The sequence below is a fragment of the Capnocytophaga sputigena genome (assembly GCF_900446695.1).
In the GTDB taxonomy this organism is placed as follows: Bacteria; Bacteroidota; Bacteroidia; order Flavobacteriales; family Flavobacteriaceae; genus Capnocytophaga; species Capnocytophaga sputigena.
Genome location: NZ_UAVP01000008.1, coordinates 587,487 through 613,684, shown reverse-complemented (window position 1 = coordinate 613,684; position 26,198 = coordinate 587,487). Strand labels below are relative to the sequence as shown.

The 26,198-nt window shown below is 37.5% G+C and carries 23 protein-coding genes and 1 pseudogene; 19 read left to right on the top strand and 5 right to left on the bottom strand.

Annotated features, from left to right (window positions below; genetic code table 11):
- Positions 1 to 32: 32 nt before the first annotated feature.
- Positions 33 to 752: a nitroreductase family protein gene (locus DR017_RS09275; RefSeq protein ID WP_002679710.1), complete on the top strand. Its 720-nt coding sequence runs from the start codon at positions 33 to 35 to the stop codon at positions 750 to 752.
- A gap of 104 nt (positions 753 to 856) precedes the next feature.
- Here the strand turns inward: DR017_RS09275 and DR017_RS09270 are convergent, their stop codons facing one another.
- Both DR017_RS09270 and DR017_RS09265 read right to left on the bottom strand, forming a co-directional pair.
- Positions 857 to 2,032 (bottom strand): dicarboxylate/amino acid:cation symporter, encoded by a 1,176-nt coding sequence (locus DR017_RS09270; protein ID WP_002679801.1) that lies wholly within the window; start codon positions 2,030 to 2,032, stop codon positions 857 to 859.
- A gap of 75 nt (positions 2,033 to 2,107) precedes the next feature.
- Positions 2,108 to 3,292 carry an AraC family transcriptional regulator gene (locus DR017_RS09265; RefSeq protein WP_040361280.1) on the bottom strand — a complete coding sequence of 395 codons (1,185 nt, stop codon included), beginning with the start codon at positions 3,290 to 3,292 and terminating at the stop codon, positions 2,108 to 2,110.
- A gap of 116 nt (positions 3,293 to 3,408) precedes the next feature.
- Between DR017_RS09265 and DR017_RS09260 the strand changes: the two genes are divergently transcribed.
- From DR017_RS09260 to DR017_RS09225, 8 genes are all read left to right on the top strand, one after another.
- Complete coding sequence (locus tag DR017_RS09260) at positions 3,409 to 3,822, top strand: hypothetical protein (RefSeq protein WP_002679768.1); 414 nt, start codon at positions 3,409 to 3,411, stop codon at positions 3,820 to 3,822.
- Positions 3,823 to 3,955: 133 nt separating this feature from the next.
- Entirely contained in the window at positions 3,956 to 4,819 is an 864-nt protein-coding gene (dinD, locus tag DR017_RS09255; RefSeq protein WP_040361282.1) for a DNA damage-inducible protein D, read from the top strand.
- A gap of 62 nt (positions 4,820 to 4,881) precedes the next feature.
- Complete coding sequence (locus tag DR017_RS09250; RefSeq protein ID WP_002679698.1) at positions 4,882 to 7,398, top strand: DEAD/DEAH box helicase family protein; 2,517 nt, start codon at positions 4,882 to 4,884, stop codon at positions 7,396 to 7,398.
- 60 nt (positions 7,399 to 7,458) lie between these two features.
- Complete coding sequence (locus DR017_RS09245) at positions 7,459 to 9,630, top strand: glutamine synthetase III family protein (protein WP_002679566.1); 2,172 nt, start codon at positions 7,459 to 7,461, stop codon at positions 9,628 to 9,630.
- 23 nt (positions 9,631 to 9,653) lie between these two features.
- A complete protein-coding gene (locus DR017_RS09240; RefSeq protein WP_002679749.1) occupies positions 9,654 to 10,586 on the top strand; it encodes a DNA adenine methylase in 933 nt (310 codons plus the stop codon).
- Positions 10,570 to 11,406, top strand: coding sequence for a type II restriction endonuclease (locus DR017_RS09235; protein ID WP_002679639.1), 837 nt, complete (start codon positions 10,570 to 10,572; stop codon positions 11,404 to 11,406). Before DR017_RS09240 ends, DR017_RS09235 begins: the two co-directional genes overlap by 17 nt.
- Before the next feature lie 11 nt (positions 11,407 to 11,417).
- Positions 11,418 to 13,079 carry a DUF262 domain-containing protein gene (locus tag DR017_RS09230; RefSeq protein ID WP_002679641.1) on the top strand — a complete coding sequence of 554 codons (1,662 nt, stop codon included), beginning with the start codon at positions 11,418 to 11,420 and terminating at the stop codon, positions 13,077 to 13,079.
- Positions 13,079 to 13,876, top strand: a complete 798-nt coding sequence (locus tag DR017_RS09225; RefSeq protein WP_002679778.1) for a DNA-methyltransferase — start codon at positions 13,079 to 13,081, stop codon at positions 13,874 to 13,876. Before DR017_RS09230 ends, DR017_RS09225 begins: the two co-directional genes overlap by 1 nt.
- A 243-nt stretch (positions 13,877 to 14,119) precedes the next feature.
- Here DR017_RS09225 and DR017_RS09220 read toward each other — a convergent pair whose 3' ends face one another.
- Together DR017_RS09220 and DR017_RS09215 are read right to left on the bottom strand one after the other, a co-directional pair.
- Complete coding sequence (locus tag DR017_RS09220) at positions 14,120 to 14,941, bottom strand: leucine-rich repeat domain-containing protein (RefSeq protein ID WP_002679643.1); 822 nt, start codon at positions 14,939 to 14,941, stop codon at positions 14,120 to 14,122.
- A gap of 149 nt (positions 14,942 to 15,090) precedes the next feature.
- Positions 15,091 to 15,852: pseudogene (locus DR017_RS09215) on the bottom strand (Acg family FMN-binding oxidoreductase); the annotation flags it as partial.
- 569 nt (positions 15,853 to 16,421) lie between these two features.
- On the opposite strand from DR017_RS09215, the gene DR017_RS09205 reads away from it, so the two are divergent.
- The 5 genes from DR017_RS09205 to DR017_RS09185 all read left to right on the top strand — a co-directional run bounded on the left by DR017_RS09205 (position 16,422) and on the right by DR017_RS09185 (position 21,129).
- On the top strand, positions 16,422 to 16,622 hold the full coding sequence (locus DR017_RS09205) for a helix-turn-helix transcriptional regulator (RefSeq protein ID WP_002679751.1): 201 nt from the start codon (positions 16,422 to 16,424) through the stop codon (positions 16,620 to 16,622).
- Positions 16,619 to 16,948 (top strand): HipA N-terminal domain-containing protein, encoded by a 330-nt coding sequence (locus DR017_RS09200; protein ID WP_002679593.1) that lies wholly within the window; start codon positions 16,619 to 16,621, stop codon positions 16,946 to 16,948. The genes DR017_RS09205 and DR017_RS09200 overlap by 4 nt, the downstream gene beginning before the upstream one ends.
- Positions 16,941 to 17,870, top strand: a complete 930-nt coding sequence (locus DR017_RS09195; RefSeq protein WP_002679706.1) for a type II toxin-antitoxin system HipA family toxin — start codon at positions 16,941 to 16,943, stop codon at positions 17,868 to 17,870. Before DR017_RS09200 ends, DR017_RS09195 begins: the two co-directional genes overlap by 8 nt.
- Before the next feature lie 88 nt (positions 17,871 to 17,958).
- On the top strand, positions 17,959 to 20,298 hold the full coding sequence (locus tag DR017_RS09190; RefSeq protein ID WP_002679547.1) for a TonB-dependent receptor: 2,340 nt from the start codon (positions 17,959 to 17,961) through the stop codon (positions 20,296 to 20,298).
- Positions 20,299 to 20,322: 24 nt separating this feature from the next.
- The gene (locus DR017_RS09185) at positions 20,323 to 21,129 is read left to right on the top strand and encodes a CPBP family intramembrane glutamic endopeptidase (RefSeq protein WP_002679650.1); all 807 of its coding nucleotides are present in this window, start codon (positions 20,323 to 20,325) and stop codon (positions 21,127 to 21,129) included.
- Between the two features lie 10 nt (positions 21,130 to 21,139).
- On the opposite strand, the gene DR017_RS09180 is transcribed toward DR017_RS09185, so the two are convergent.
- Positions 21,140 to 21,736, bottom strand: coding sequence for a peroxiredoxin-like family protein (locus DR017_RS09180; protein ID WP_002679615.1), 597 nt, complete (start codon positions 21,734 to 21,736; stop codon positions 21,140 to 21,142).
- Positions 21,737 to 22,031: 295 nt separating this feature from the next.
- Between DR017_RS09180 and DR017_RS09175 the strand changes: the two genes are divergently transcribed.
- The 5 genes from DR017_RS09175 (at position 22,032) to DR017_RS09155 (ending at position 26,164) form a co-directional block, all read left to right on the top strand.
- Complete coding sequence (locus DR017_RS09175; protein ID WP_002679759.1) at positions 22,032 to 22,991, top strand: hypothetical protein; 960 nt, start codon at positions 22,032 to 22,034, stop codon at positions 22,989 to 22,991.
- A gap of 62 nt (positions 22,992 to 23,053) precedes the next feature.
- On the top strand, positions 23,054 to 23,344 hold the full coding sequence (locus DR017_RS09170; RefSeq protein WP_002679648.1) for a hypothetical protein: 291 nt from the start codon (positions 23,054 to 23,056) through the stop codon (positions 23,342 to 23,344).
- On the top strand, positions 23,344 to 23,958 hold the full coding sequence (locus tag DR017_RS09165) for a CDP-alcohol phosphatidyltransferase family protein (protein WP_002679733.1): 615 nt from the start codon (positions 23,344 to 23,346) through the stop codon (positions 23,956 to 23,958). Before DR017_RS09170 ends, DR017_RS09165 begins: the two co-directional genes overlap by 1 nt.
- A gap of 3 nt (positions 23,959 to 23,961) precedes the next feature.
- Positions 23,962 to 25,293 (top strand): NAD(P)H-binding protein, encoded by a 1,332-nt coding sequence (locus DR017_RS09160; protein ID WP_002679744.1) that lies wholly within the window; start codon positions 23,962 to 23,964, stop codon positions 25,291 to 25,293.
- A gap of 4 nt (positions 25,294 to 25,297) precedes the next feature.
- Complete coding sequence (locus DR017_RS09155; RefSeq protein WP_002679652.1) at positions 25,298 to 26,164, top strand: NAD(P)H-binding protein; 867 nt, start codon at positions 25,298 to 25,300, stop codon at positions 26,162 to 26,164.
- Positions 26,165 to 26,198: the final 34 nt, after the last annotated feature.

Below are 26,198 nucleotides of genomic sequence, written 5' to 3'. Positions count from 1 at the left end.
TGTAAATTAATTATCAAATATCAATTATAAATATGTTAAAAGACATTTTAGATTTTAGAAGGGCGGTGCGTTATTACGCTCCTACGCCTATTAGTGAAGAGAAGGTGCAAGAGTGCCTTAAATTGGCTACTCTGGCGCCTACCACCTATAATATGCAGTTGTATGAGGTATATCACATCACCGATAAGGAACTGCTTAAAAAGCTAGGACACGCTTGCCTTGACCAGCAAACGGCTACTACAGCGCAGCAAATGGTAGTATTCGTTGCCCGACAAGACAAACACCGTCTGCACGCCAAGAAGGTTCTAGAATTTGAACGCGGTAATATACAGCGCAATAGTCCGCCAGAGAAACAAGCCAAGCGCATCAAGGAACAAGAGAAGTTTTACAACCAGCTGATGCCTTTTCTCTTTAGCAGGTGTTTTGGTCTTTTGGGTCTTTTGCGCAAGACTTTTGGGGTAGTTAGCAGTTGGTTTCGCCCTATGATGCAACTCGTTTCTGAAAGTGATATGCGGGTGAATGTACACAAGAGTTGCGGATTGGTAGCGCAAACCTTTATGCTGGCAATGGCAGAAGCAGGCTATGACACCTGCCCTATAGAAGGCTTTGATAGCCGACGTGTAAAAAAGATATTACACCTGCCTTATGGAGCAGAGGTGAATATGCTCGTATCTTGCGGACTGCGTGAAGATCAAGGCATTAGGGGAGAACGTTTTAGGCTTCCTTTTGAAGAAATATACAAAAAGAAATAAAGGTAATAATTAATAATAGGAATTTGACGACAAAGTTTATTTTTGTATAAAAACAAATCGCCAAATTCCTATCCCTTTTTTATCTCTTATCTCTTACCTCTTATCTAACCCCTATCCCCTGAGTCCTCTCGCTTCGCAATTTTATCAACAATGAGTGCTACAGCACCGTCACCAGTAACGTTGCAGGCAGTGCCAAAGCTGTCCATAGCGATGTAGAGAGCGACCATCAGTCCTTGCATACTCTCGTCAAAACCGAGGATAGTGTTCAGTACTCCTAAGGTCGCCATTATGGCACCTCCAGGCACCCCAGGGGCAGCGATCATCACCACACCCAACATCAGTATAAAGCCGGCAAAGAGAGAAAAATCATAAGGTACCCCTTGGATCATCATTAGGGCAAGGGCGCAAGCGGTGATTTTCATTGTACTCCCCGATAGGTGAATAGTAGCACAAAGCGGAATGACAAAGCCAGCAATGCGTTGTGAAATCCCTAATTTTAGCGATTGTCGCAAGGTTACAGGTATAGTAGCTGCTGAGGATTGAGTACCCAAAGCAGTGGCATACGCAGGTAGCATTGTACCCAAGGCTTTGAAAGGATTCTTGCCCGAAATACCCCCTGCAATAAGATACTGAATGATGAGCAAGCAAATGTGCATTACAAAGAGGATAACAATGAGTTTGAAGAACACCTCCATTATAGCCATCACTTGTCCGCTATAAGTAATTTCAGCAAAAATACACAAGATGTAGAAAGGCAGTATAGGTATAATGGCTTTGATAATCAACCATTTGATAATATCGCCAAACTCGCGTATCACATCGGTGAGTTTAGTTTCCTCTCTAAACGATAAACCTATCCCTATGATAAACGAGAAAACTAAAGCACTCATCACATCGGCAAGTGGGGGCATTTCAATCGTAAAATAAGGAGCAGATTTCACACTGTTTTCAGCAAGAGAAGCGAGTTGTTCGCCTTGTAAGAGTGAAGGGAAGATAGCCTCGCCCACTAAATAAGTAGAAAAACCTGAAAATAGCGTAAAAACATAGGCAATCCCTACCGTGATGAGCAATAGTTTACCCGCATTCTTGCCTAAATCGGCGATAGAAGGCATAATGAGTCCCATCATAATCAAGGGGATAGCAAACTTGAGGAAATTGCTAAATAATGATTGAAAAGTGAGAAGTATGCGGTATAACCATTCTGGTGCATAGATACCGAGGAGTATCCCTAAGAGGATACCACAAATCACCCTCACGAGAAGATTGTTAAAGATTTTCATAGCTCACTAATATTTTATAATTAATTGAAAGCGACAAAAGTATAAAATAATTAGCAAATTAGCAAATTTTACCTCTCAACTTAAAAATTCACTTGGGGTTTGTCCTTTAAATTTCTTAAAAACCTGATTGAAAGAAGATTTTGAGTTAAACCCCGCCTCAAAAGCAAGTCCTAAAAGGTTAAAATTCTTATCGGTATCTTTTTTAGCCAAAGCGATAAACTCTTCCACGCGGTAGCTGTTCACAAAATCGTAAAAATTCTTTGCCTCGTATTGGTTGATAATTTGTGATAGGTGGTTAGGTAGTACACCCAATATTTCAGCTAATTGTGCTAAGGAGAGTTTAGGCTCGAGGTAAGGTTTTTCAGTTTGCATTAGTCGCAAAAGCTGTTGGTGTAGTTCGGACGCTTCTTCAGCTTTCAAGCCCGATTTGCGATACTCAGGCACTTTGGTTTCCTCTTCAAAATTGTTAAAAATCTCTACTTCCTCCACCTTGTCAGCCCCGTCCGACTTGTCTGAGAGATTGGTCACCCTCCCTGCAGCACTCGCACTAAAAATCCCCTGATAGCGTATGCCCCAAAAGCCAATCGCAAAGATAAATAATATAAACAGCGCAAAGGCTATGATTTCTATATTAAATCCCGTGTCTATTTCTAAAGAATATTCCACCACATACACCGTTACCAATACTGCTACAATAGCCACAAAACCTAACAATAGCAACTGCAACCACTGCAAGCTAATCCCCTCATTATAGCCAAAATTCTCACCTATCACCCGCTCATAGTGGTTAATTTTCCGATAAGCTAACACAAAATATACCCCACTCACTACCACAAAGGCAATGAACGAAAGTGTAAAAAACCACTCATAACCACTGTGATAATCAGCGCTATCAATTATAGCTTTTTCTTCTGCCGAATAGCCAAATAAAAAGGGGAACATCGCTATATAGCCTACTACAAAGGGCAGGAAGTGCAAAGTGTCGCGCCAATGAAAGCGTTGGTCTTCACGCGCACACACCGATACGTACAAATACAGAAAAGGCGCAAAAAGCATCGGGAAAGGATGGGTAACTCCTACCAAATGCGGGTATTTCTCCCAATAACCCAAATAGTGCAGATAGTAGTTCAGCAAGTAAACACCAATGCACATAAGCCATACCCCCAACACCTTATCCGGTAGGGATTGAGACTTTTTAGAAAACAGCAGTATCGCCAAGAAAAAACACAAAAAGATGCCAATGGTAAAGAGCGTATTCATTCTTTTTTCAGTTTGAAAGTGCAAATATAAGAAAAATTTAGTACTTTTGTCATCTAAATGCTTCAGCACTACCCTCTAACTCAACCTTTAAACCCTAATAACTAAATAACAAAACAATGAAAAGAACAATTTTAACACTATTGATTGCACTTGCTATCGTAGCTTGTAGCAAAGAGGACATTAAGAAAATGGAAGGCAAAGTAGATGTAACTGTTTACTTAAAAGATGCCAATGGCACTCCCCTAAAAAATTGGGTAGTCTATGCTTACGACCAGTGGGCTTGGGAACACAAAGGTGGCTCAAAACCCACTTTCCACGCCAAATCAACAGCAACCGACGATGAAGGGAAAGCAATTTTCACCCTCAGTGTAGATAAATTTGAAGAGCGTGAAGTATATCATTTTGTAGTTTATTACACTCAAAACAAGAAAAACCTTTCAGGCGATGAAATAACCGAAAACACTTTGAAAACCAGCAAAGCCGTTACCCTCAAATCAAAGGACAACGCCCCTATTACCCTGCAGTTGTAGGGGGTTAGGTTTCAGGTGTTAGGTATCAGGTTTCAGGGGGTGGTGTCCGCCTCCTCTGACTAGTCCGCCTTGTCTGACCTCGCCCTACTCGCCCAACCTTTTCAATAAAATTGCCCGTGTGGCTCGCACTATTATGGATAAGAATAGTATTCTACAGTACAAAAACCAATTCGATAGCATTACACATCATATAGAGAGTGAAGATGCCAAAGAGAAAATAGAAGTATGGTTTGCCCGTGAATTACAAACCATATTGGGCTATGCCCGTTGGGAAAACTTTTTGGTGGCTATACACCGAGCAGTAGCTTCGTGTAAGTCGCAACAAATCAATGTAGATGACCATTTTCGTGAGGTCACGAAAATGGTTGAATTAGGTAGTGGTTCCAAGCGTGAAATAATGGATTTTATGCTTACTCGTTACGCCTGCTATCTCATTGCTCAGAATGGTGATCCTAAAAAGGAGGAAGTAGCTTTTGCTCAGAGTTATTTTGCCGTACAGACCCGCAAGGCAGAGCTCATCGAAGAACGCCTTAACTTGCTTTCTCGTTTAGAAACACGTGATAAACTCAGAAGTGCCGAAAAGCAACTCTCACAGAATATTTATGAGCGTGGCGTTGACGATAAAGGCTTTGCGCGTATCCGCTCCAAAGGCGATACCGCTCTTTTTGGCGGATATACTACTGAGGATATGAAGCTGCGGTTAGGGGTAAAAGCCAACCGACCTTTGGCAGATTTCTTACCAACGCTTACGATTGCCGCTAAGAACCTCGCTACCGAAATGACCAATTACAATGTGGAAAGTAATGATTTGCACGGCGAATCTGCCATCACACACGAGCACGTTCAAAATAATCAAACCGTCCGACAAATGTTAGGACAACGTGGTATCAAGCCAGAAGAATTACCTCCCGCCGAAGATATTAAGAAATTAGAACGCAAAGTAGCGCGTGATGAGAAAACAATTGCTGAAAACTCTCAAAAATTACCTAAAAACTAAAATATATAGTAAATTGACTTACTTTTTGTGCCATTTCAATAAATTTAAACATAAAATACAATATGAGTTTCTTTAAAAAATTAAATGAACAGAACAATAATGAACCCATTTTACCTACTGATCCCAATAAGCTTTTTTATTCTTTAAATAAAAAGGAGGAAGGAATAGAATATTTAAGAGATGGACAAAATGAGGTTTTAGAAAATTACATTAGTAGGAAAGGAGAAAAATATCTATTAATAAAGATGAATACAGGAGCTGGTAAGACTCTTGTAGGGCTTCTTATTCTTTATTCTAAGATGTTAGAATCAAAAGAAAAAGTAATATTCCTTTGCCCTGATAAACAATTAGTAGATCAAGCATATCAACAATCTAAAAAATATGACATTCCTACTTGTGTTGTTGAAGAAAGTAACTCTAATGAATTCCCAGAAGATTTTCTGAACAATAAGGCTATTCTAATTACAACTATTCAAAGATTATTTAACAGTAAAAATATTTTTGAGAGAGATAAGATAATAGTTAATTCTATTGTAATAGATGATGCTCATAAATGTGTGGAAAAGGTTAAAGATGCTTTTACAGTAAAAATACCATCAAATATTGATTTATATAAACAGTTAATACAGCTATTTTCAGATGAATTTAAGAAACAATCAGAAGGAACTTTTAGTCTTATAGACCAGAATCCTAATAGCTATATGAAATTACCATTCTGGTCTTGGTTAGATAAAAAAACAGAAGTAATAAATCTTTTAAAACCCTATGCAAAAAATCAGAATATATTGCTTTTCAAAGAAGATTGGTTTTTCAGTAATTATGAGCAATATGAATTGTATTTTAATTCTTCTACTATAGAAATTACTCCTTTAAAATGTTTTGTGGATAGTATTAGGACATACAAAGACGCTAAACATATATATGCTCTATCGGCTACTTTTGAAAATAATGATTCGTTATTGTTTGATTTGAATTTCTCAGTTGATTCAATTATAAATCCTATTGAACCCAAAAACATAAATGATTACGGACAAAGATTAGTTTTGTCTCCCGAAAGATATTGCAAAGACTTTGATAGCAATGATATGAAAGAGATTATACAATATCATCTTTCTAAAGAACAAAATATTTTGGTATTAGTACCAAGTTTTAGAGAGACTAATTTATGGGAACAATTGGGGGCTAAAGTCCTTAAGGAAAATATTGAAGAAGAACTTGAAAGAGTGAAGAATACTAAGAAAAATTTTGTAGTTGTTGTAAATAGATATGAAGGTATTGATTTAGGAGGTAAAGCTTGTAATGTCTTAATTATACACAATGTACCTAAATATAAATTTATAAAAGAGCGATACTATGAAACTATTAACTACACTTTAAATTCAAACTTAACAGCTCAAACAATAGAACAAGGAATGGGTAGAATAGTCCGTTCTGGAAATGATTTTGGAGTAGTATATTTATTAGGAAGGAATATACTTAAATTTTTAAGAGAAAAAGATAATTTCAAGTATCTAAATAACCATACAAAAAAAGAAATTGAAATAGGAATAGATTTACTCTCAGCTGATGTGAAAAAAGAAGATATAGTGAAGACTATCTGTGAGATAACAGATGAGGTTTTATCACAAGATGATAGCTGGCTAACATTTTATCAGAATGGAATGAGCAAAAAGTCAGATAATCCTATACAAAACAAAAAGGATAGTTTAGAAATAAAAGAAATAGAACGTGATGCTATACAGCTATTTAATAAAGGCAGATATGAAGAAGCTATTAGTTTAGTAGATAACATACTGAATAATAAAAAAATAACAGATGAAGAAAGAGCTATTTATTTAACACTATCTGCTTATATTACTTATGGAATAGATAAAAACAAATCTAATGACTTGGTTATAAAATCCAATGATTATTCACGTTATATGTTTGAGCCTTTTCTAGCAAGAGAATATAGCAAAAAACAACTCAAAGTAGGAAATCAATTTGAAAAAGCCCTGACTTTTATACAAAAATTCTTAACAATTAACGATGCTATAGCCACTTTAAATGAAATACTTCCAAAGTTAGTTTATAATGAGTCAAATCCTGCAGATGAATTTGAGAAAGGGCTGAAAGAATTAGGTGATTTTTTAGGTTTTGAATCTTCTAGACCTGAGAAAGAATATGGTAAAGGTTGTGATAATTTATGGATTTTAGACAATGAAACGGCTTTAATTATGGAGGCTAAATCTCAAAAAAAGACTCAAAATATAATTTCAAAAGAGGAAATGGGGCAACTAATGCAATCTATACAGTGGTTTAAAGATAAATATGTATCTATTTCTAATATTTATGGAGTTTCATTACAATATAATAATCAGAAAGAACCTACAGCAAATATAAATAATAATATAAAAGTTATAGATAATCTATCTTTATCTAAATTGACAGAGAATTTATGTAGTTATAGAGATTTTTTGTCTAAAAACAATATTTCAAATTTATCAAAAGGAAGTATTAAATTGGAATTTGACAGACTTTGTTTTTCAAGTGACAAATTTGTAAATACATTTCTAAAAAATATTATAGAAAGAAAATAATAATAGTAATTTAAAATAAGCTGAGGTATCCTTTCAGCACATATTTATTACCTGTTACCTATGCTAAGATTTACCGCTCTTACTACCGCACAAAACCGCAAACCGGTGGCGGTTCCCGAAAATGGCAAACGCTCCGAACTGTTTGCCCAAAATGTATTCAACGAAGAGGCTATGCGCCAACTGATGACCCGCGATGCCTTTGCCGCTGTAATGAACGCTATTCACAATGGCACTAAAATAGACCGCCGTGTAGCCGACCAAGTGGCGACCGCTATGCGCGACTGGGCAATCTCCAAAGGCGCTACCCACTACACCCACTGGTTCCAACCTCTTACAGGGGGCACTGCCGAAAAACACGACGCTTTCTTTGAGCCCGTTACCCGCGACCGTGCTATCGAACGCTTCGGGGGCGGACAGCTCGTACAACAAGAATCCGATGCTTCCAGTTTCCCCAATGGCGGTATCCGCAATACTTTCGAGGCGCGGGGCTATACCGCTTGGGATCCTTCTTCACCGCCTTTTGTGTATGGCACCGTACTTTGTATCCCTACAATATTCATTGCCTATACGGGCGAGGCGTTAGACAATAAAACGCCACTGCTCAAAGCTCTTAGCGCTCTCGACCAAGCAGCTACCGAGGTAGCCCGTTATTTCGACAAGAATGTGAGCAAAGTAACCACTACCTTAGGCTGTGAGCAGGAGTACTTCCTCATTGATAAAGCCCTTGCCAATACCCGCCCCGATTTGATGATTACCGGCAGAACCCTCTTAGGGCATCAAGCGGCTAAGGGGCAACAGTTAGACGACCATTATTTAGGGGCAATTCCCAGCCGTGTGTTGGCTTTTATGCGCGATTTGGAGCAAGAGTGCCTATTGCTCGGTATCCCCGTGAAAACGCGCCATAATGAGGTCGCTCCTAACCAGTTTGAATTGGCGCCTATCTTTGAAGAAGCCAACCTTGCTGTCGATCAAAACTCTTTGCTAATGGACGTGATGCGCAAAGTAGCCGAGCGCCACGACTTTGTAATCCTATTCCACGAAAAACCCTTTGCAGGGGTGAATGGGTCGGGCAAACATAACAACTGGTCATTAGTTACTGATACAGGCGTAAACCTCTTAGCACCCAGCAAAACGCCTATCAAGAACCTGCAATTCCTCACTTTCTTCATCTGCACTATCAAGGCAGTATACGAATATGAACCTTTGTTAAGAGCCTCAGTGGCATCAGCGACTAATGATTACCGATTAGGTGCTAACGAAGCCCCACCTGCCATTGTATCGGTGTTTATAGGCGAACAGCTTACCCAAGTGTTAGATGCCTTAGAAGTATCTTCTGATAACTTATCTCCTGAGGAAAAAACCGAACTCAAACTGAACGTAGTAGGCAAAATACCCGACCTCTTCCTCGACACTACCGACCGCAATCGCACCTCGCCTTTCGCCTTTACGGGCAACAAGTTCGAATTCCGTGCAGTGGGCTCTAAAGCCAACTGTGGCAAGCCTACAATGGTACTGAGCACCATCGTAGCTCAGCAACTTACCGAGTTTAAAAAAGCAGTTGATGCACTTATAGAAGGGGGCAAGAAGAAAGAAGATGCGATTTTTAAAGTATTGCGCCGTTATATTAAGGAAAGTAAGAAAATACGCTTTGAGGGCGATGGTTATAGCAAAGAATGGGAAGAGGAAGCTGCTCGTCGCGGTTTGAGTAATCATAAAACGACTCCTGAGGCGCTGAAAGAAAACATAAGTGAGAAGGCTGTGGCTTTGTTTGAAAGTACAGGAGTGCTGAGCAAAGTAGAACTTTTAGCGCGTTATGAAATTGGCTTAGAAGAATACGTGAAAACCGTACAGATAGAATCGCGTGTATTAGGCGATATTGCCCGTAATCACGTGGTGCCTACAGCCGTGCGTTACCAAAACACACTTATTGAAAACGTGAAAGGCTTAAAAGAAATATTTGGCGATAGCTACCAAGAAGTCGCTGCCGAGCAATTAGAGCTCATACGCCATATTTCCGAGCATATCAAGGTGATCCACAGTCAGGTAGAGGCAATGGTAGAGGCGCGCAAGCACGCTAATCACCTTCCCGACTTTGAAGCCAAAGCCAATGCTTATTGCAATAAGGTCAAACCTTTCTTTGAGATAATACGCTACCATTGCGACAAACTCGAACTTATGGTAGACGATGAACTTTGGACACTCACCAAATACCGCGAATTGTTGTTTAACTAAACAAAAGCGTAGATAAAAAATTAATGAGAAAAAATACAAATCACATAGCAAAACCTTTCTTAAAATGGGCAGGAGGTAAAACACAGCTCATAGAACAAATCAAAAATAATTTACCTAATTTTGTTCATAATGAGAGCTTTACCTATATAGAACCTTTTGTAGGGAGTGGAGCTGTCCTATTTTGGTTACTCAATGAGTTTCCTAATATGAAAAAAGCAATAATCAATGATATCAACAAAGATTTGATAGATACATATTCCACTATTGCCGAAAATCCTGAGCAGTTAATAACCATTCTTGAGTATTTACAAAGAGAATACCACGCTTTAGAAGATCAACAAGAGGCTAAAAAAGCATACTATTATGAGAAAAGAGCCTTGTTTAATAGCAGAAGTGAAGAAAAACTAAACCAATCAGCCTTATTTATATTCTTAAATCGCACTTGTTTCAATGGTTTATATCGTGTAAATAGTAAAAATGAGTTCAATGTACCCATAGGGAGTTACAAACGACCTATGATTTGCGATAAAGAAAACATTTTAGCAGTAAGTAAAGCATTGCAAAAGGTGGAAATTATTTGTGGAGATTTCGAGCAAACCATTCAATATGCCGAGGGGAACACCTTGTTTTATTTTGACCCTCCTTACAAACCTTTGAGCGAGACCTCTAACTTCAATGCTTATGCAAAAGACAATTTTGATGATAGCGAACAAATTAGATTAAGAGATTTCTGCCAAAAATTAGACAACTTGAATCACTATTGGATACTCAGTAATTCAGATGTAAAAGGAAAAGACGAAAATAATCATTTTTTTGATGAACTATATGCTGACTTTGAAATAAAACGCGTATTGGCTAAGAGAAGTATCAATGCCAATCCTGAAAAAAGAGGAGTATTAAATGAATTATTAATCACAAATTACAACCAATTTAAAAATTATGAAAGAGCAATTTAAAACATTCTTATCACAGCTTAGTGAAACCAATGCAACTCTTGATTATTTTGTAGATTTTCAGAAAGTAATAGGAAATGTGAGAAAAATAGCTTTAAAACTCAATCAGTTAAATTATCTCATAGGAAAAGATAATTTAGAAGAAGCTATAAATGAACTTTATGAGGAAAATCCAAAAGTATTTGAAGTGTTGGATATTTTAATTGCTGTACGTAATAAAAATACTAAAACATTGGATAATACAGGCAAAATAGTTTCATTAGAAAATTATTTTAGTTCTCCTAAAAGTATTTTAGAATACATTTGCGAAACTAGATTAGTTGAGGTTTTCAAAAATAAAGAAATTACTAATTTAGTGGATTATGTTTTTGGAATTGAAGTCGGTTTAGATACTAATGCTCGTAAAAATAGAGGAGGAGACAATATGTCTAAGGCAGTATCATTACTTTTTGATAGAGAAGAGGTATACTATAAAAAAGAAGTAAATAGCACTTTATTTCTTGATATAGAAAGTCTTGGTGTTGATGTAAAACGTTTTGACTTTGTTATTAAGACAAAGAAAAAAACGTATTTAATAGAAACCAACTTTTATAATACAGGAGGATCAAAACTCAATGAAGTTGCAAGAGCTTATTCAGAAGTAGCTCCTAAAATCAATCAGTATGAGAATTATGAATTTGTTTGGATAACAGATGGTCAAGGTTGGTTTTCAGCAAAAAACAAATTAGAGGAAGCCTACAATATTATTCCAAATGTTTATAACCTTACTACCTTAAGTGAGTTTGTTGAAAAAGTAAAAAAAGAAGAAAGTATTAAATTTTAAAAAAATCTTATATGGAAGTAGAAGCACGTAGTCAAAAAATATCTAATACCTTGTCTAAAGGGAGGTTTATTATTCCTGATTTCCAAAGAGAATATGATTGGGAAGAAAATGAAATAAATGAACTTTTAGAGGATTTGCAAGATGTTAGACCTGATGAAAGTTATTTTATTGGGCATATGGTTTTCGAAGGTAAATTTGGAGGAAATGAGTTTAAAGTAATTGATGGGCAACAAAGAATTACAACAATTACAATAATGTTATGTGTTATAAGGGATTTATTTTTTGAAAAAGAATTAAATAATTTAGCAGAAGGTATTAATGACAAATATATTTTTGCTAAAGATGTAGATAATAATTCTTACATTATTCTAGAAAATAAAATGCCTTATCCTATTTTGCAAAGTTATGTACAGAATATTCCTTCTGAAAAAAATAAGTCACAAAAACCAACTAAAAGTGGTGAAAAAAAGATAATAAAAGCATATGATTATTTCTATATTCTTTTTAAAGATAAAGAAGTAAAAGAATTAAAAGAATTAAGAGATAAAATTTTAAATTTAGAAGTGATTTTTGTGGCTACAAGTGATAATGTTGATGCTTATTCAATATTTATGACTCTCAATGCTACAGGAAAAGATCTTACAGCAGTTGATTTAATTAAAAATCAAGTATTTCACTTATATCCTAGACAACCTCATATTGATGAACCTAATGATACTTGGAAAAAAATACTAAATAACACTAACGATAAAGCAATTAAATTTTTTAATAATTATTGGTCTTCTCGTTTTAAAAAAATATCTGAGTCAAGATTATTTAAAGAATTTTATAAAAATATAGTCAAGGAGAAGATTCCTATCAAAGCCTTTCTACAACAATTATTAGATGATTCATTTATATATAGAAAGATTAATACCCCCTCTAAAGAAGATTGGACTGGACAAAATGAATATTCAATTTACTTTTCTATATATGCAATAAGTGAAGTCTTTGGTATAGATGTTGCCAATGCAATGTTAATATCTCTTATTAGAGAATATCAAAATAAGAAAATTTCACTTTATTATATAACAAAAGCTTTAAATTCTATTGAGAAATTTCACTTTATTCACAACGCAATCTGCTCAAACAGATCTTCTGGATTAGACCAGATGTATTCCAAATATTCAAGAGAACTTTTAAATGCTACTAATAAGCAAGAAAAGCATCTCATTATAGATAAATTCATTAAGAATTTAGAAGAAAAACTGCCTAACAAGGTGAAATTCGAAGCAAACTTTGATTCAAAACTACAATATTTATCAAAAAACACAAAACAAAAGAAATTGGTTAGCTATATTTTAACAAAAATTGAACTAAAAAAACAAAATAAAAATGTAGAGCTACATAATATAAGTATTGAGCATATCTATCCTGAAAAATCTGTAGGGAAATGGGAAGCTATAGAGGGTAAATATATTTCAAATATTGGTAATTTAGTATTATTAGATGCAGGCTTAAATTCAAAAATAGGCAATATAACTTATCCAGAAAAGAAAAGTATCATTATTGAAGAGTCTACAATTATTTCAACAAAAGAGATTTTTGAAAAATATATTAATTGGTCTTCTAAAGAAATAGAAGAAAGAAGGAATTTCTTAGTTGAATACACTTATAATGATTTGTGGAAATAATGCTTACCCCCTATTTCAAATCTCAAGACAAATCATTTTACCTCCTTCACGGAGATACGATGGAACTGTTACCACAGTTTCATCGTAAGTTTGATATGGTCTTTGCAGATCCCCCTTATTTTTTATCAAATGGAGGACTTACTGTAAATAACGGCGAAATTGTAAGCGTTAATAAAGGAGATTGGGATAAATCAAAAGGAATAGCTTTTGTAAATGATTTTAATAGACAATGGCTTACTTTAGTACGCGAAGTGATGAAAGAAGAGGCTACTATTTGGATTAGTGGTACGATGCATAACATCTTTTCAGTAGGACAAATACTTACAGAATTAGGTTTTAAAATACTCAATATTATCACTTGGGAGAAAACCAATCCACCCCCTAACTTTTCTTGCAGGTATTTTACCCACTCTACTGAGCACATCGTTTGGGCAAGAAAAGAAGAAAAAACGCCTCATTACTTCAATTACGAACTAATGAAAGAACTGAATGGCAATAAGCAAATGAAAGATGTATGGCGTTTCCCCGCTATTGCTCCTTGGGAAAAGTCGTGTGGCAAGCACCCCACTCAAAAACCCTTATCAGTACTTACAAGACTTATTTTAGCTTCTACCCAACCTAATACTTGGATATTAGACCCTTTTACAGGGAGTTCAACTACAGGTATTGCGGCTAATTTGCAAGGTAGAAAATTTGTTGGTATTGATAAAGAACAAGAGTTTTTAGAGCTGAGCAAAAACAGAAAATTAGAAATACAAAACCCTGATATATTTAAAAAATACAAATCCCGATTATAAACAAAAAACTAATGGCTATAGCTTTCTATTTGTATATTTTTCTACATAACATACTCTAAAAGTAAATGATTATCAGAGCAATCAACTTTGCCAAAATTTCTTGCCCATACAGCTCGCCCCTCGTCATTCGTTCCTCGTCATTCGTAATTAAAATCTTAGATTTTGATAAAGTAAATCAATACAAAATGAGCCAATGTGCATACCTGCACATTGGCTCATTTTTATAATTACTAATTTGCTAATTTATTCAATAATAGCAGTAATTTCATCTTTCCAAGTACTCCAGTTAGGAGCATTCTTGTAATCGTCTACTCTTCTTGAAGGTACATAAATATTTCTTCTTATTGATGACCCACTAATGAAAGCATTAGCTCTTTTCAAAGTAGGTACTTCTAAAAAAGCTTTAACTGTAATATTACTTAACACAAAACAACCTGAAAAAGCTTTTGCACCTATTGTACTTATCGTTTCAGGTAAGATAGCTTTTTCAGCTTTTTCACACAAAGCAAAGGCAGATTCCCCTATTTCAGTAACACCAGTGTTATCTAAGTTAATTTGGGTAAGAGCTGTACAATTGTAAAATGCATAATCGCCTATTTTTTCTACCTTGCCAAACTGCACTTCTTTTAGTTTGTAACAACCATTAAATAGAGAGTTTGTTATTTCTTTAGTGTTGGGGAGTTTTATCGAAGTTATATCGGTATTTTCAAAGGCAGCTTCCCCAAAAGTAATATTGGATGCGCTATTAAAAGTAACAGTACGAATAGATGAACTTATAAAAGCATAATTACCTATTTCCTTTAGGTTAACAGGCAGGTTTATGCTTTGTAGTTTGGTGTTTCTAAAAGCATTTGCTCCAATAGTATTTACTTTTTGTAGTTTGCTATCGGCTTGCATATCTAGTGAAGTAGTACTAGTGTTAGTCCATTTCACAAGGGTCAAACCGTCAGCACTAAGTTCATAGTAGCTAGCAGGAATGTCGTTGTTTACGGGTTCCTCTGTTTTGTCTTTGCTACAGCTTGCAAAAACAGTAGCAGCTAAGGTTAAAAATAAAAATTTTTTCATAGTAAATTTTTTTGATGTTTGTGAGGACAAAAGTACAAAATAATTATTAATAAACAATTAATAATGAAGATATTTTTTAGTATAACCAATTCAATATATCAAATGAGTACCAGCAAAAAGCGTTGCAATAGCCTACCTGTGGCTATTCACGTGCGGATATCATCTTCAGTGCTAGTGATCAGTACCATATCCGATGACGACTGTATCTTCTTCAAATCTGTTTTGTTTTGTTTTTCAGCCTTTAGCGACCCTTTTACAATCGGTTCAGTAACCCAGCGAGGGAGGTTAGGTGCCCCAAGTACAGCATAACTAAGTCCGTCGTGAGTGCTTTCTGAATGTTTTTTGTTAAATCGTATCCACGAAAGCAGTTCGTTTTTAAAGGCAGGCTCGCCCATTTGTGCGGCATTGCCTTGCATAACAGCTTCGGTGAGAGCACTAAAGAGCGGAGAGCCCTTGCTAAAAGTATAGAGTTTTGTGTTTGCCTCTATTTTTTCAGTGGAAATAGTTTTTGCCACCAAACTTTCGAGCAAATCAGGGTCGATTTGCTTGTCGTCGTAAACCGAGCGGTTGGTTTGTTATTTAGGAATAACGGCAGTCAAAGAACTTGGCAAAACATCTTCTTTTTTCTGCAATAGCACGGTAATAATGCCCTCATCGGTGAGTTGTACTTCGCTGAGGTAGTGCAATTCGGTAGCTTTGATACAGAGATTTTCGAGCGCACAGCCCAAACTCATAAACAATTCGCGGTCTTTGCCGTCTACCGCAGGGAGCGCCTTGGTAAAATCGGGGGTGATGACAATGCGGTTTTCCTCAATAGTAAAAAACCAAGGTTGAGAGTTGTGTACTGAAGGAGCTTGAGTAGCTGCTGTAATCAGGGCAATGAAATCGGGATTCTGACCGTTGGATTTTATACATAAGTAATGTGATACTAAGCATTTTTTAAGTTGTTTTTGTTTTACGCTGCAAAATAACGGCGCAAAATTGATAAAAAAAAATGAACTTGGGTTAAGAAATTAGGGGGTAGGGGATAGGTAAAGCAACACCCTATCGGGTATATTTTCACTAAAAAATATATTTTTATACCCGAAAAGGTATAAACTAATTAGCAAATGTGTTAATTAGTCAATTTGTTAATTATGAATATCGCTTCTTTTGTAAAGGAAAGGCGCAAACAGCTAAAACTCACACAAACCGAATTGGCAATGCGTGCATAAATGAAGTCTATATTAATTAATTCAACTTGCAAGTTGAATTAATTATTTTCAGAGTATGTTATGTAAGGGCGTTTTGCAAACGCCCTTAAAAGTAAGCTTATTTATTTGCAATCTATTTTTGTTTGACTATAAAAAACAAAGTACAAGAGTGTTTTAATGAGATGAGAGATTTTTTATAAAAAATATACCCTAAAGGGTGTATATTTGATAATTTTACCTATCTTTGTGCCCGAAAAGGTATAAACTAATTAGTCAATTTGTTAATTATGAATATCGCTTCTTTTGTAAAGGAAAGGCGCAAACAGCTAAAACTCACACAAACCGAATTGGCAATGCGCGCGGGAGTAGGTTTGCGTTTTGTACGCGAATTAGAGCAAGGTAAAAGCACCTTGCGCTTAGATAAAGTAAATCAAGTATTAGCCCTCTTTGGTGCCGAAGTAGGGGTAATAACCCTTATTGAGAAATGAAACAAGCTGTTATATATTACAAAAATCAATTAGCAGGACTCCTTAGTGAAGACGAGGAAGGCTATCACTTTGTGTATGATGAGGATTATTTGGCACTGCCACAAGCCAAGCCTATTAGCCTTACCCTACCCTTACAAGCAGCACCTTACCACAGTAGGGTACTTTTTCCTTTTTTTGATGGACTCATACCCGAAGGCTGGCTACTGCAAATCGCCACCGACAATTGGAAACTCAATCCTCGCGACCGATTTGCACTACTTTTGGCGATGTGCAAAGATTGTATAGGATGTGTATCAGTAATACCAAAAACAGAAAATAATGCCTAAGTGTTTATTTTGTTATAAAGAATTAAATGCCAATGAAACTGATTTTCACAAGGCTTGTAGCAAACAATTTTTTGGAAGTGCTACCCCTCCGCTATTGACTTTAAACAATAAACAATTAGAAACGCTTGCCAAGGAAATCATTGTAAGGAGTATAGCTGTTACAGGCGTACAACCAAAATTGTCCTTGCAGTTAGAAAAAACAAGAAATGAAACCCCACGCCTTACATTAGTAGGTCTTTATGGCGATTATATACTGAAGCCTCCTTCAGAGCAATATCCTTGTTTGCCCGAAAACGAAGACCTTACAATGCACTTAGCCCAAATAGCAGGGATACGTACCGCAGCTCATTCACTTATTCGTCTTTCTTCAGGCGAATTAGCTTATATTACACGCCGATTTGATAGGCAGAACGGACAAAAAATAGCTGTAGAAGATTTCTGTCAGCTAACCGAAACGCTTACTGAACACAAATACAGAGGTTCGGTAGAGAAAATAGGCAAGTTAGTACGACAGTTTACCACTAACACAGGCTACGAACAGCAACGTCTTTTTGAGTTAGTGTTCTTTTGCTATCTCACAGGAAATACCGATATGCATCTAAAAAACTATGCCCTTATTGAAAACCCTTTAGGGCAGTACGAACTCAGTCCTGCTTACGACTTGCTCAGTACTCTTTTAGTACTTTTAGATGAAGAAGAATGCGCGCTTACTATCAATGGTAAGAAAAATCGCCTCAAACGTACTGATTTTGATAACCTAGCAAAGTCCTTACAAATAAACGAAAAAACAGTAACTGCTATTTACCAGCGATTTGCCAAAATACTTCCCACTTGGCAAGAGTGTATTGAACGTAGTTTTCTTTCTGACGAAATGAAAAAACAATATTCCGATTTAATAATTGCCAAATTAGCATATTGGTAAATAAAAAAAGCGTCCATTCCCTCACGCTTGGGCGATGCACCCCTTTTTGCGCCGTACTTTTGCCCCAGAATTTTAAAAGTATTACGCAATGAAAACCTTTTTGAACATCGTCCTTTTTTTAGTGCTTCCGCTTGTAACACATTCGCAAGATATTACCCAAACACTTAGGGGTACTATTTATGACCAAAGCACTCACGAACCTCTCATCGGGGCTACCATAGTGGTGCAAAACTCTCAGCCAGTTATCGGTACAACTACCGATGAGGCGGGAAATTTTTCGATAGCTAACCTCCCCTTAGGAAGGGTGAGTTTGGAAATTTCTTATATAGGCTATGAGAGCCGCGTGATTCCCGAACTGCTCATTACTTCAGCCAAAGAAGTCGTGCTTAGTATTGCTCTCAAAGAAGCTGCTACTGAGCTTGAAGGCGTGGAAGTAGTAGCGGGTATCCGCAAGGAGAAAGCCCTCAATGCAATGGCTACCGTGAGTGCCCGCACTTTTTCGGTAGAGGAAACACAGCGTTATGCTGGCGGACTTAGTGACCCTGCGCGTTTAGCTTCTGCTTTTGCGGGGGTCTCTACCGGTAACTTACAGGACAACTCTATTGTCGTGCGCGGGAATGCCCCACAGGGCGTACAATGGCGATTGGAAGGTGTGGAAATCCCTTCACCTCAGCATTTTTCTGGGGGAAACGTCATCGGGGGCGGATTAGTGACGCTTTTTAGCAATCAGGTGATTGGCAATTCCGATTTTCTTACAGGGGCTTTTCCTGCCGAGTATGGCAATGCGCTCGCTGCTGTTTTTGATGTGAAAATGCGCACTGGTAACACTTCCCGCTACGAGCATACGGCACAAGTGGGCATATTGGGGCTCGACTTTGCTTCCGAAGGTCCGCTTTCACGCACCAAAGGTTCTTCTTATCTCTTCAACTATCGCTATTCTACTTTGGGATTACTCAGTGATTTGAAAATCAACAAAACCGGTCAGCGTATTAAGTACCAAGACCTTTCTTTTAAATTGAATTTCCCTACCGAAAAAGCAGGTACGTTCTCTCTTTGGGGTATCGGGGGGATTGACAATACCCATAAAGATGCTTTGAGCGCTCCTGCCGACTGGAAAACTGATATTGACCGCATAAATAACAATTGGGATACTTACGTGGGTACTGTGGGTTTGCGTCACCAAATCACCGCTGGCGAGCGCAGTTTTGTAGAATCACACCTCGCTTTTTCGGGTACTGACAACCGTATTAGCACCGATTACCTTTCAGATGATGCATCTGTGTTCACTCCCGATAGCCGACTTAAAAAACAAAATGGAACGCTCACTTTGGTGACCTCCCTCACTCATAAGTTTTCTCCCTTGACTACTTTAAAGGTGGGAGTTACCAGCAAACAACTTTTCTACAAGTATAACCTCAGCGCTGCACAGGATTATGTGCCTTCCACTTATGCGCGTATCGTCAATTCGGCTGGTAATACGCATCTTACCGAAGGTTATGCCCAACTGAAATACCAGTTATCGCCTGCCCTTTTGGCGAATGTGGGATTGCGCACTCACTACTTTGGTTTGAGTAAAGAACTCTCTCTTGAAAGCAGAGCGGGATTGGCTTGGAAACTTTCCGACAAACACAGTTTGAGTTTCGGCTATGGCAAACACTCTCAGCCCGAAGATTTGAATGTGTATATGATAGAAGTAGGGGGTGTAGCTGTGAATAAGGATTTGAAGCTGAGCGATGCACATCATTTTGTGTTAGGCTACGACTGGATGCTTACCGATAAATTGCGTTTCAAAGCCGAAGCCTATTATCAATATCTGTGGAATATCCCAGGGGAAGAGGGTACGAGCTATTCGCTTATCAATTTGCGACGGGCGTTGTATCTCAACAAAGCACTCGTGAATAATACCAAAGGACGCAATTACGGTATCGACCTTACTTTGGAGCGCTTTTTAGGAGACAATTATTACTATCTTATCACGGGGTCTATCTTCAAATCCGAATATAAAGCGGGGGATAATGTGTGGCGTAATACGCGCTATAACAAAGGTTTTGTACTGAATGCCCTCTTTGGTAAAGAGTTCTATTTTGCCAATAACCGCAAGGTGCTCGATGTAAATGCGCGTGTGAGTGTAACCGGAGGCGAGCGTTATAGTCCGATTTTGGAAAGCCAATCGGTAGCCCAAAAACGTGTGATTTACGATGAAAGTCGGGCTTTTAGCGAGCAATTCCGCACTCTTACCTACGCCGACCTTACTGTGAATTACCGCATCAACCACCGCAAGAGCAGTAGCGTGTTCTCTTTCCAAATGAAGAATGTACTCGGGGCGCCTATCTATATCGACCATAATTACAATTACCAAACCGGACAGATAGAGCTCCGCAAAGCTACTTTGGTGATTCCTAATATCAGTTATAAAATAGAATTTTAACTTCTTATCTCTTATCTAAATAAAATGAAAAAATATAATCACCCTATTTTGTTTTTTACCCTTTCCCTTGTGATTCCTTGGGTATTGTGGTTTGTGGTGGCTTATTGGAGTCACCAGCCAAAAGCGCCTAATGCTTTTTGGACAGGCTTTTTTGAATTGGCAGGTTTATTGGCTCCTGTGGGAGTGGCTACCTACCTCTTTACACGCAATAAGGAACTATTATCCGACCTCAAAGGGCGTTTTGTAGGCAGAAATTTGCTCACCAACCGCTATTTTTGGATTACACTCTTGTTTCCACCCCTTTCCATTGTGGTGGCACAACTACTTTCGCTGGATTTGGGGCATAGCCTCGACCAGTTTTACATTTCGGGACAGCCCAGTTTCAGTTCAGCGCCCTTTAATGCTTGGGTTGTGCTCTGTTTGGCGCCAGTGTTCGAAGAATTGGCTTGGCATACTTACGGCACTGATGCTTTGCGCAGTAGGTGGACGCTTTTTACCTCATCGGTTATCTTTACCGTATATTGGGGGTTGTGGCATTTGCCTTTGTTCTTCGTAAAAGATTATTACCAAAGCAATATACAAGCGGAAGGGTGGATTTATACGGCTAACTTTTTTGTGAGTCTGTTTGCCTTTGTGTTTATCATCAACTGGTTGTATTACAAGTCGGGGCGCAATGTACTAATAGCTATATTGTTCCATTTGGTAGCCAATGTTTCCAACGAAATCTTCGCCACCCATCCCGATAGCAAACTGATACAAACAGGCTTATTCGCCCTACTAATGGGATATATATTAGTGAAAGAAAGACGATTGCTTTTTAGTAAAGAGTGAAGATTTTTGTTTACTTCATTTCCTTTAACTTTTTAATAACCTCTTCAGGATTAGCTCTTTGGGTGTGATCGGGATTGACAAAAGCATATTGTATCACCCCTTTTTGATCAATAATGTAAGTAGCAGGCATAGGTAGTTGGTTCAAATGATTGCCATTATAAGCTGATAAACCAAAACCTTGCTCATAGCGAGTGGCAGTAGCTTCATCTAAAGTGAAAACCAATCCATAAGAACGCGCAACCTCATTATTAAGGTCTGTTAGAACTTCAAATTGCAAGTGATGTTTTTCTTTGTTTGATAAGCTATAATCGGGAAGTTCAGGGGTTAAAGCTATAAAAGTAGCTCCTTGAGCTTTGAGTTCGGGTAAGGCTTCTTGCCAGCTTTGTAACGCACGATTGCAGTACGGACACCAACCACCACGATACCAAGTAAGTACCACATTTCCTTTTTTTAACAAAGCAGAGAGTTTTACTTTTTTGCCTAAAGCATTTTTAAGTGTAAAATTAGGTGCTTTATCGCCTACTTTTAGTGCTTTGGAAGCATCTTGCCCATAAATAGGCACTACTGTCAATAGGACAGCAAATAATAGTGTTTTAAGTATTTTCATTAGTTAAATAAAATTAAAAATCTGTAAAATATTATCAAAAATTATACCGTTGTCCTAAATCTCTTAGGTAGATTTTTATCTGTTTTATAGCAAATATTTAGCTCAAATGATTTAAATTTTAGTATATTTGCGCATTCATTTAATGTGAGTTGCAGTTTAAGTTGTGCCCCCGCTGGCACGAGTCACATACTCACTTGCAGGTATTCAGCGAGCTTGCAGCTCGTGCCTATCATTCCCCCCTCAACCTACCAAGCAATACAAAATAAACTAATAGATATAAACAAATTAAAATTATATGAAATACTTTTTATTTATATTGTTATCGAGTTTTTTGTTTTGTTGTAATAATAAACGAAATAGTGAAGGGAAGTTGCTAAAGGAAACTTCCTCCAAAACCTCTTCTGCTCAAACAAAGGAAATAAAGCAAGAGGAAGAAATTGACAATGAAGTATTGACAATGAAGAAAGATAAAACATTAGAAGATGATTTGTTGATGCTTAAAAATGTAGCTTTTCGCAAATGTTTTGGACAAGAAGTGTTCGGTATAAAAAAGAAGGAACCCAATACTTACAAATTGATACCTGATGCTACTACAGGTGGATATCTTCAGTGTAGTGAGCATCTCGATATAGAGTGGATAGTAGCAAATCCTACCCTTGATAAGCTCGTTGAAAATTGGTTAAGTAAACCCTATTATAAAACCTTTCAAGAGAAAGGAAGTCCTAAACGCTATCCTACTTATATGAAGTGTTTAGATTTCTACAATAGTAAGGCACTTAAAAAATACTTAGATTCTGTTCGTGTAGTATTAGAGAAGAGATATAAAGCAAGTGATGAAAAATATTGCACAGCAGCAATAAAAACGGATGATATTTATTATGACACCCCGCTTTTACAGAAAAAGATAAAAAATAAGGATGACAAGCTATTAATTCTAAAAAACATTGCTTTTTGTAATTGTATGGAATACGAATATGAACAAATTGTAAAAGAAAACCCCGATTTATACTCTTTGTTCATAGATAGAAGTAGGGAGGATTATATTACTTACGGAGGATTGGATGCAAACCTACTAAAAAATGACCTATCTTTTGACAATCTTGTAAAGGAATGGCATAAAAAAGAATATAATACCTACCTTGCAGATGATAATAGAGAGAAAATATGTCTGACAACTATGAAATGTATAGATTTTTACAATAGTAAGAAACTTGAACTATACATAGATTCTCTTAGAGTAAAAGAATTAAAGTAAGCTATGTGCGTTTTTTTATCTAATAATAAACTACTTTTGTAGTGTTAAATTATATTGTGATTATGAAGAAAGAAAGAGCGGGTATTATTCATTTTCTGACCCAAGAAGAAGGCGGACGACAGCACCCACCTATATGTAAAGTCTATTATCCTACCACTCATATTGCGCAATTGGAACAGCCTAATTGGAGTATCGTAATTACCTTTGACGAGCCTATAAAAGAAGGAATGTATAGTGCTTTATGCAAAGTCAGATTTTTATTTGAGCACGCCCCGCAATATATTTTGGACGAACTGGAAGAAATGGAGGTCTATGAAGGGGCAAGATTGGTAGGAAAAATCGTATTTGAATAATGAAAACACTATTAAAAAAATCCCCCTACCTACTGATATTATTTCGGTTTTTGTTAGCCCCTACTATTCTGTGGGTGGCATATAAGGCAGAAGAACCCACCGCAAGGCTATGGATCGTAGTTTTTATCGTTTTAGGGCTATTGTCGGATATCTTTGATGGGATTATTGCGCGCTATATGGGGGTCTGCACTGTGGCAATGCGGCGAATGGATAGCCAAACAGATTTGATATTTTGGCTGTCTGTGGGCGTGGCTTGTTATCATCTCAACCCCACCTTGATAGCTGCCTATCGGTATGAAATTATTGCCCTTTTTGTAATGGAAGGACTCTGCTACGGGGTGAGTTTTTGGCGATTTGGCAAAGAAACTTGTACACACGCTTTTCTTTCCAAACTGTGGGGCGTATGCTTATTAGTAGCTTTTATCTCGCTCATAGGCTTTGGTTACGGAGGTTTCCCCTTGCTCTTGGCGGTCTATTGGGGACTTTTCTCGCAATTGGACGTCATTCTTATCATTTTGTTACTACCCAAATGGCAGAACGATATCCCGAGTAGCTACCACGCTTATCTGCTGAGAAAAGGAAAAGAAATTAAGAAACACAAGTTGTTTAATTAACAAATGAAAACAGAAAAAATATTATTAGCAGGAGCGACCGGCTATTTGGGTCAGTTTATATTAGCTGAGCTCCTAAAAAAAGAATACCCTACCCGTATTGTGGTGCGCAATAAGGCTAAAGTAGCGCCCGCCCTACTCACGCACCCGCTATTGGAAGTGGTAGAAGCCGAAGTAACCCAACCCCAAACCTTACAAGGAGTATGTAAAGGGGTGCATAAGGTGATTTCAACTGTAGGGATTACCCGCCAAAAAGATGGACTTACCTATGAGCAGGTAGACTTCCAAGCCAACAAGAACCTACTTGATGAAGCCTTACGCGAAGGAGTACGTAAGTTCATATATGTATCCGTATTCAAAGGAGAAGCCATGCGACATATAGCCATTGGAGCCGCTAAAGAACGTTTTGTTGATGCTCTTAAGGCTAGTGGATTAGACTATTGTATCATACGCCCCAGCGTTTTCTATAGTTATATGACTCTATTTTTCAAAATGGATAAGAAGGACATAATACACCTATTTGGCAAAGGACAATATACCATGAATCCCATTCATGGGGAAGACTTGGCTGAGGTCTGTGTCGCCCAATTGGAGCGTTACGAACGGGAAGTCAATGTAGGAGGAGCTGAGATTTTTACACAAACGGAGATGGCTCATTTGGCTTTTGAGGTACTCCATAAACCTGCCAATATAATTTATTTGCCTGACTGGGTACGGCGTTTGATCCTAAAAATGGGCAAATACCTCCTCCCTAAAAGTATCTATGGTGCTATGGAATTTGTCCTTACCATTATGGCCATGGATGTTGTAGCTCCTATGCAAGTAGGCAAACATCGGTTAAAGGCGTTTTTTGAATCTATAAATTCATCAGCTGATAGATATTATCTAAAACGATTAAAACAGAGTGGAGAATTTGAGTATTCTCTAGGGGCTAATGCTGAAGAAATTAAGCATATAGAAGAGGAATTGGGCATATTGCTTCCTGAAGTATATGTAAATTTTCTTTCAGAATGTGGTTCCTGCAACTATGGCGATGTGTATATCAATGGTATTTACAAAGAAAAAGACTCCATATCTTATCCTGTTGTGGAACTAACTAAACAACTAAGAGAGGACTTACATCTCTCAGAGGATTTTATCGTACTACATTACGAGGTGGACGAGTTCCTAACCTTATATAAAGTTTCTAATGGGGTACGCCTAAAAGATGCGAAGGTCTTCGAAGCAGAGGTATTTTGCAATGATAAAGGGGAATTTGAAATAGACAAACCTACTCCTATGTTTGATTCTTTTGAGGAATATTTTGAAGACTTTTTAGACTTAGCAGAAGAAGATTAACCCAATGAAAACAGAAAAAATATTATTAGCAGGAGCAACCGGCTATTTAGGTCAGTATATACTGGCTGAGCTCCTAAAAAAAGAATACCCTACCCGTATTGTGGTGCGCAATAAGGCAAAAATAGCACCCGCCCTACTCACGCACCCGCTATTGGAAGTCGTAGAAGCCGAAGTAACCCAACCTCAAACCTTACAAGGCGTATGCAAAGGGGTGAGCCAAGTAATTTCAACCGTAGGGATTACCCAACAAAAGGACGGACTTACCTACGAACAAGTGGATTATGGAGCCAACAAAAACCTCCTCGATGAGGCTTTGCGCGAAGGCGTGCAGAAATTTGTGTACGTATCGGTATTCAAAGGTGAAATGATGCGACATATCGCCATTGGGGCTGCCAAAGAACGCTTCGTAGATGCTCTTAAAGTCAGTGGGATAGACTATTGCATTGTGCGACCCAGCGGTTTTTACAGCGATATGGGTAACTTTTTAAAGATGGCAAAAGGGGGAAAAGTGCGTTTGTTTGGCAAAGGACAATACGCAATGAACCCTATTCACGGGGAAGATTTAGCTGAAGTGTGCGTGGCAGAATTAGAAAGTGCTGAAAAGGAAGTGAATGTAGGGGGTGCTGAGGTCTTTACGCATACCGAAATTGCCCGCTTAGCTTTTGAAGTGCTGCACAAACCTGTGAAAATAACCTATTCACCCGACTGGTTACGACGTTTTATTTTGAAAATAGGCAAATATTTGATGCCAAAGAGCGCTTATGGTACCATAGAGTTTGTTTTCACTGTAATGGCAATGGATTCGGTAACCCCAATGAAAGTAGGAAAACACCGATTGAAGCCGTATTTTGAAGCGATAAAAGATTGTTAATCACAAAAATAATTGTATATTTGCCAAAAAAATA

Coding starts and splice junctions, on each gene's coding strand:
- DR017_RS09225 (WP_002679778.1), top strand. CDS start 13,079: ATGCTTACCCCCTATTTCAAATCTCAAGACAAATCATTTTACCTCCTT.
- DR017_RS09265 (WP_040361280.1), bottom strand. CDS start 3,292: ATGAATACGCTCTTTACCATTGGCATCTTTTTGTGTTTTTTCTTGGCG.
- DR017_RS09230 (WP_002679641.1), top strand. CDS start 11,418: ATGGAAGTAGAAGCACGTAGTCAAAAAATATCTAATACCTTGTCTAAA.
- DR017_RS09160 (WP_002679744.1), top strand. CDS start 23,962: ATGAAAACAGAAAAAATATTATTAGCAGGAGCGACCGGCTATTTGGGT.
- DR017_RS09165 (WP_002679733.1), top strand. CDS start 23,344: ATGAAAACACTATTAAAAAAATCCCCCTACCTACTGATATTATTTCGG.
- DR017_RS09270 (WP_002679801.1), bottom strand. CDS start 2,032: ATGAAAATCTTTAACAATCTTCTCGTGAGGGTGATTTGTGGTATCCTC.
- DR017_RS09275 (WP_002679710.1), top strand. CDS start 33: ATGTTAAAAGACATTTTAGATTTTAGAAGGGCGGTGCGTTATTACGCT.
- DR017_RS09185 (WP_002679650.1), top strand. CDS start 20,323: ATGAAAAAATATAATCACCCTATTTTGTTTTTTACCCTTTCCCTTGTG.
- DR017_RS09260 (WP_002679768.1), top strand. CDS start 3,409: ATGAAAAGAACAATTTTAACACTATTGATTGCACTTGCTATCGTAGCT.
- DR017_RS09245 (WP_002679566.1), top strand. CDS start 7,459: ATGCTAAGATTTACCGCTCTTACTACCGCACAAAACCGCAAACCGGTG.
- DR017_RS09250 (WP_002679698.1), top strand. CDS start 4,882: ATGAGTTTCTTTAAAAAATTAAATGAACAGAACAATAATGAACCCATT.
- DR017_RS09155 (WP_002679652.1), top strand. CDS start 25,298: ATGAAAACAGAAAAAATATTATTAGCAGGAGCAACCGGCTATTTAGGT.
- DR017_RS09200 (WP_002679593.1), top strand. CDS start 16,619: ATGAAACAAGCTGTTATATATTACAAAAATCAATTAGCAGGACTCCTT.
- DR017_RS09175 (WP_002679759.1), top strand. CDS start 22,032: ATGAAATACTTTTTATTTATATTGTTATCGAGTTTTTTGTTTTGTTGT.
- DR017_RS09180 (WP_002679615.1), bottom strand. CDS start 21,736: ATGAAAATACTTAAAACACTATTATTTGCTGTCCTATTGACAGTAGTG.
- DR017_RS09195 (WP_002679706.1), top strand. CDS start 16,941: ATGCCTAAGTGTTTATTTTGTTATAAAGAATTAAATGCCAATGAAACT.
- DR017_RS09170 (WP_002679648.1), top strand. CDS start 23,054: ATGAAGAAAGAAAGAGCGGGTATTATTCATTTTCTGACCCAAGAAGAA.
- DR017_RS09190 (WP_002679547.1), top strand. CDS start 17,959: ATGAAAACCTTTTTGAACATCGTCCTTTTTTTAGTGCTTCCGCTTGTA.
- DR017_RS09205 (WP_002679751.1), top strand. CDS start 16,422: ATGAATATCGCTTCTTTTGTAAAGGAAAGGCGCAAACAGCTAAAACTC.
- DR017_RS09240 (WP_002679749.1), top strand. CDS start 9,654: ATGAGAAAAAATACAAATCACATAGCAAAACCTTTCTTAAAATGGGCA.
- DR017_RS09235 (WP_002679639.1), top strand. CDS start 10,570: ATGAAAGAGCAATTTAAAACATTCTTATCACAGCTTAGTGAAACCAAT.
- DR017_RS09220 (WP_002679643.1), bottom strand. CDS start 14,941: ATGAAAAAATTTTTATTTTTAACCTTAGCTGCTACTGTTTTTGCAAGC.
- dinD (WP_040361282.1), top strand. CDS start 3,956: ATGGATAAGAATAGTATTCTACAGTACAAAAACCAATTCGATAGCATT.